The organism is uncultured Oscillibacter sp. (assembly GCF_910584465.1).
Classification (GTDB): domain Bacteria; phylum Bacillota; class Clostridia; order Oscillospirales; family Oscillospiraceae; genus Oscillibacter.
Genome location: NZ_CAJUBK010000107.1, coordinates 1 through 4,463, shown reverse-complemented (window position 1 = coordinate 4,463; position 4,463 = coordinate 1). Strand labels below are relative to the sequence as shown.

At 69.1% G+C, this 4,463-nt stretch carries 4 protein-coding genes; 1 reads left to right on the top strand and 3 read right to left on the bottom strand.

Annotation, left to right across the window (positions count from 1 at the left end):
• Positions 1-141: 141 nt before the first annotated feature.
• From QZ332_RS13175 to QZ332_RS13165, 3 genes are all read right to left on the bottom strand, one after another.
• Positions 142-816 (bottom strand): P-II family nitrogen regulator, encoded by a 675-nt coding sequence (locus tag QZ332_RS13175; RefSeq protein ID WP_295766261.1) that lies wholly within the window; start codon positions 814-816, stop codon positions 142-144.
• A gap of 25 nt (positions 817-841) precedes the next feature.
• Positions 842-2,383, bottom strand: coding sequence for a DUF1538 domain-containing protein (locus tag QZ332_RS13170; RefSeq protein WP_363324019.1), 1,542 nt, complete (start codon positions 2,381-2,383; stop codon positions 842-844).
• A 233-nt stretch (positions 2,384-2,616) separates the two neighbouring features.
• Positions 2,617-2,799: a hypothetical protein gene (locus QZ332_RS13165; protein ID WP_295766259.1), complete on the bottom strand. Its 183-nt coding sequence runs from the start codon at positions 2,797-2,799 to the stop codon at positions 2,617-2,619.
• Positions 2,800-2,928: 129 nt separating this feature from the next.
• Between QZ332_RS13165 and QZ332_RS13160 the strand changes: the two genes are divergently transcribed.
• Complete coding sequence (locus QZ332_RS13160; RefSeq protein WP_295766257.1) at positions 2,929-3,999, top strand: GNAT family N-acetyltransferase; 1,071 nt, start codon at positions 2,929-2,931, stop codon at positions 3,997-3,999.
• The last annotated feature ends 464 nt before the right edge of the window (positions 4,000-4,463 follow it).

Here is a 4,463-nt window from a genome sequence, read left to right as displayed (position 1 = left end):
GTTTCGAACGTCCTGAAAACTTGCTCAGCCTGGCGAAAAGACGTTTTCGCCAGGCTGGAGAGCTCTCAGCGGTCTCCGCTGAGAGCTCTTTTTTAGGATGCCGGGGAAGGAGCGGGGGCCCCGCCGTCCTCGCGGGGCGTTTCAGGCGTCCCCGTCCTCCTCTAAAAGGCGCAGCCCCGCGATGTCCGTCACGGGCATGGAGAAGACCACGGACTGGGCCCGGGTGGCCATCCCCGCCTGGGTCATGACGGCCTTCATGATGGGCTTCCGGTCCGCCTCGCGGGCCAGGATGAAGACGATCTCCTTCTCCGCCGCCAGGGACACGCCGAAGAACTTCCGGGCCAGCTCCGTCCCCGTGCCCTTGGCGTGGATGGTGGTGCCGCCGGCGGCGCCGGCGGAGCGGGCGGCGTCCATCACCTGGTCGGTGTGGCCCCGGTTCGTGATGACCACGATCAGCTCGTGGGTGATCTCTTTGTCCATGTCGTCCTCCTCCGCCTGCCACTGCAGGAGATAGTCCCGGGCCCGGGCCCCGCCGATGCTGGAGATGGGCACCGTCATCAGGATGCCCCGCCCCGGCACGTCCAGCCACAGCTCCCGCGCCGCCCGGCGCACCAGGCGGGCGGACCGGGGGGCCGCCAGGAGCAGCACCGTCTTCTCCGTGGCCTCCAGCCCCAGGGTGTCCAGCACCTCTGTGGCGGCGGTGCCCTGGCCCAGGGCGGAGAGCACCAGGGAGGCCCCCTGGGCCTGGAACCAGGCGGCGAACTCCCCGCCCAGGCTCCGGTCCGTGATGACGATCATGAGAACGGCTCCGGCCATAGGGACGCCTCCTCTCGGATGTGGTTCAATATGCCAGGTCGATGATGTCCTCGTCCCCGGCCTCCTGGGCCAGCCGGGCTTTCTGCTTCCACTGGTAGACCAGGCCCAGCAGCTGGATGGTCAAAAGCGGCGTCATGGCCACCATGGCCACCACGCCGAAGGCGTCGGTGACGATGTCGCCTCCCAGGGCCTCGCAGGCCCCCATGGCGAAGGGCAGCAGGAACGTGGCCGTCATGGGCCCGGAGGCCACGCCGCCGGAGTCGAAGGCGATGGAGGTGAAGATCTTCGGCACGAAGAAGGACAGCACCGCCGCCAGCAGGTAGCCGGGCACCAGGAAGACGAAGATGGACACCCCCGTCATCACCCGGACCATGGCCAGGCCGATGGACACCGCCACGCCGGCGGACAGACTGGCGCTCATGGCCGAGCCGGGGATGGCCCCGGAGGTGATCTCCTCCACCTGCTTGTTCAGCACGTGGACCGCCGGCTCCGCCTGGACGATGAACCAGCCCATCAGCATCCCCGTGGGGACCAAGATCCAATGGAAGGGCAGGGCGGCGATCTGCCGGCCCAGATAGGTGCCCGCCGGGAGGAAGCCCACGTTCACCCCCGTGAGGAACACCGCCAGGCCGATATAAGTATACAGGAGGCCCACCACGATCTTCAAGACCTTTTTCCGCTTCAGCCCCAGGGCGGCCGCCTGGAACACGGCGAAGAAGGCCGCGATCGGGGAGAGGCTCTTCAGGACCTCCCAGGCGTAGACCGGGAACGACGCCAGGAACAGCCCGCCCAGCTCCCGGCTGTCCGCCGCCTGGGGCATGGGGGAGGGGACGTAAGCCCCGGAGGCGGGGAAGAGCATCGCCAGGATCAGCACCGCCAGGATCGGTCCCACGGAGCACAGGGCCACCAGGCCGAAGCTGTCCTGCGCGGCGCTCTCGTCGCTGCGGATGGAGGACACGCCCAGGCCCAGGGCCATGATGAAGGGCACCGTCATGGGCCCGGTGGTGACGCCGCCGGAGTCGAAGGCCACCGCCAGGAACTCCTCCGGCACGAAGAAGGCCGCCAGGAGGAAGACCGCGGCGTACGACACGGCGAGCATCCACTGCAGGGGGATCTGGAACAGGATGCGCAGCAGCGCCGCCACCAGGAAGACGCCCACGCCCCCCGCCACGGCGCCGATCAGCACCACGTCGGGGATGCCGGGGACCTGGCCCGCCAGGACCTGGAGGTCCGGCTCGGACATGGTGACGACCACGCCGATCAGGAAGCTGACGGAGACGATGACCCACAGCTTCCGGGAGCTGGCCATATGGGAGCCCACCTGCTCGCCGATGGGGCTCATGGCGGCCTCGGCCCCCAGGGTGAAGAAGCCCATGCCCACGATCAGCAGCACCGCCCCGGCCAGGAAGGCCAGCAGGATGTCCACCGGCAGGGGGGCGACGGTGAGGCAGAGGACCAGCACGATGCCGGTGATGGGCAGAACGGAAGCCAGGGCCTCCCGGACCTTCTCGCCCAGTATCGTCTTCGTGCGGCCCATCCGGTCCCGCCAGCGGCCCAGCCTGCCCACGCGTCCACCTCCTCTGCCGATGTACGGTCGATGTCAAGATATATGACCCATCTTACCATGAGGAGGACGGCCCGCGCAACCGGTCCGGGGGATCCTTTACGAGGATCTTACGCCCGGGCCGGGGCCCCGGGGCGCGGTCCGAGCGCTTCCGGCCCCGGACGACAAAAAAAGAGGCCGCATGGCCCTGCGGTCCCTTGGGGTTCGGGGCGGGGGCCCTCCCCCGCCCCGCCTCGTCACTGCATCTGCGAGGCGATGCTGTCCACCGCCTGGTCCACGGCGCCGCTCAGCTTGTGCATCCCCCGGTCCATCTGCCGCTGCATGGTGCGCCGGCTGCTCTGAGGCGCCATCATCCCCGCCGCCGCGCCGGCCGCCAGGCCCGCGCCGATGCCGAGGAGGAACCCCGTGCTCTTCTTCATCTTCTCATCACTCCTTTTCCTTGCCGCTACAGTTTGCCCCGCCGGGCCGAAAAAAACCGCCGGGCCGTTTGCCAAAGCCCGCCAAACGCGCTATACTATGGAAAATGGACGACCACAGGAGGGACCGCTATGACCACCATCTATCTCATCCGCCACGCCGAGGCCGAGGGCAACCTCTACCGCGTGGCCCAGGGCCAGCACGACAGCAACCTCACCGACCGGGGCTGGCGGCAGGTGGAGGCCCTGAGGCGCCGCTTCGAAGGCGTGCACATCGACGCCGTCTACGCCAGCGACCTCTACCGCACCCGGGCCACTGCCACCGCCGTCTCCAGGCCCCGGGGCCTGCCCCTCCGGCTGAGGGAGGATCTCCGGGAGATCTGCGTGGGCGACTGGGAGCAGCGGACCTGGGGCGACATCGCCCGCCGGACGCCGAAGGCCATGGCGGACTTCGGCAGCCGGATGGACCGCTGGTCCATCCCCGGGGCGGAGCGCCCGGCGCAGGTGCTCTCCCGGGTCCGGGCCGCGCTGGAGGACATCGCGCGGCAAGAGCCGGACCGGACCGTGGCCGTCTTCTCCCACGGCTATGCCATCCGCCTGGTGCTGGCCAGCCTCCAGGGCATCTCCCTCCGGGACACCGGCGCCAAGTCCCCCACCGGGGACAATACCGCCGTCTCCCTGCTGGAGTGGGACGGGGACGGCCTCCGGGTGGTCTGGCAGAACGACGCCAGCCACCTGGAGGAGCCGGAGTACCTGGCGGGAGAGGGGGAGCACGCCGAACGCTCCTATGCCCTGGAGCCGGGGCTGTGGTTCCGCCCCCTGACGGGGGAGGAGGCCGCCGCCCGCCTGTCCGATGCCTGGGCCCAGGCCGGGGGAGGGGACGGCGCCCCTCCCGCCGCGTCCTTGACCCTGGAGGGACTCCGGGGGGAGGAGCCCGCCGGGCTGCTCCACATGTCCCCGGAGACGGGGCGGATCTCCCTGGTCTATGTCCGGCCCGCCTGCCGGAGGCGGGGCTTCGGCGTCCAGCTCATCGGCCAGGCGGTGCTGCGCACCAGGGACCGGGGCGGGGAGGCGCTGTCCGTCCTCCTGGGGCCGGAGGGGCCGGGCAGGGCGTTCTTCCTGGACTGCGGCTTCCGCCCGGAGGGCGGCGGGGAGGGCCGGGAGCGGCTGGTGAAGCCCATCGGCTTCGACCCCTCCGTCTGAGGGCCGTAAAGGCTTCGTAAATCCCTTGTCCGTTCGTCAGATCCCGGCAAGATTAGCGTTGACAAATCGTGTATGATCCCTTATAGTGGTCTCACAGCTCAAGGCTTCATAAAAGGGAGTAGCTTACGTTGAGAACGTGGCGCGGTCCGTCATCACGATGGTCGACGATACCATCCGGGCCCGTCTGAAAAAGCGAGACTTTTATCGCGTGAGACAGCCGCCGGCCTTCCCGGCGCCGTCTTCGCGCGGTGGAGGTCTCGCTGGATTTTTAGGGCCCGCGCCCCCGGCCACTGCGCGCGGGCCCCCGAAAGTGGTGGATGGTATGGAAATCTGGATCACGGTACTGCTGTTCTTACTGGGCCTGCTCCTGATCATCAAGGGCGGCGACTGGTTCCTGGACGGGGCCGTCTGGATCGCGGAGGCCACCGGCGTGCCCCGGTTCATCATCGGGGCCACCATCGTCT

Coding starts and splice junctions, on each gene's coding strand:
- QZ332_RS13175 (WP_295766261.1), bottom strand. CDS start 816: ATGGCCGGAGCCGTTCTCATGATCGTCATCACGGACCGGAGCCTGGGC.
- QZ332_RS13165 (WP_295766259.1), bottom strand. CDS start 2,799: ATGAAGAAGAGCACGGGGTTCCTCCTCGGCATCGGCGCGGGCCTGGCG.
- QZ332_RS13160 (WP_295766257.1), top strand. CDS start 2,929: ATGACCACCATCTATCTCATCCGCCACGCCGAGGCCGAGGGCAACCTC.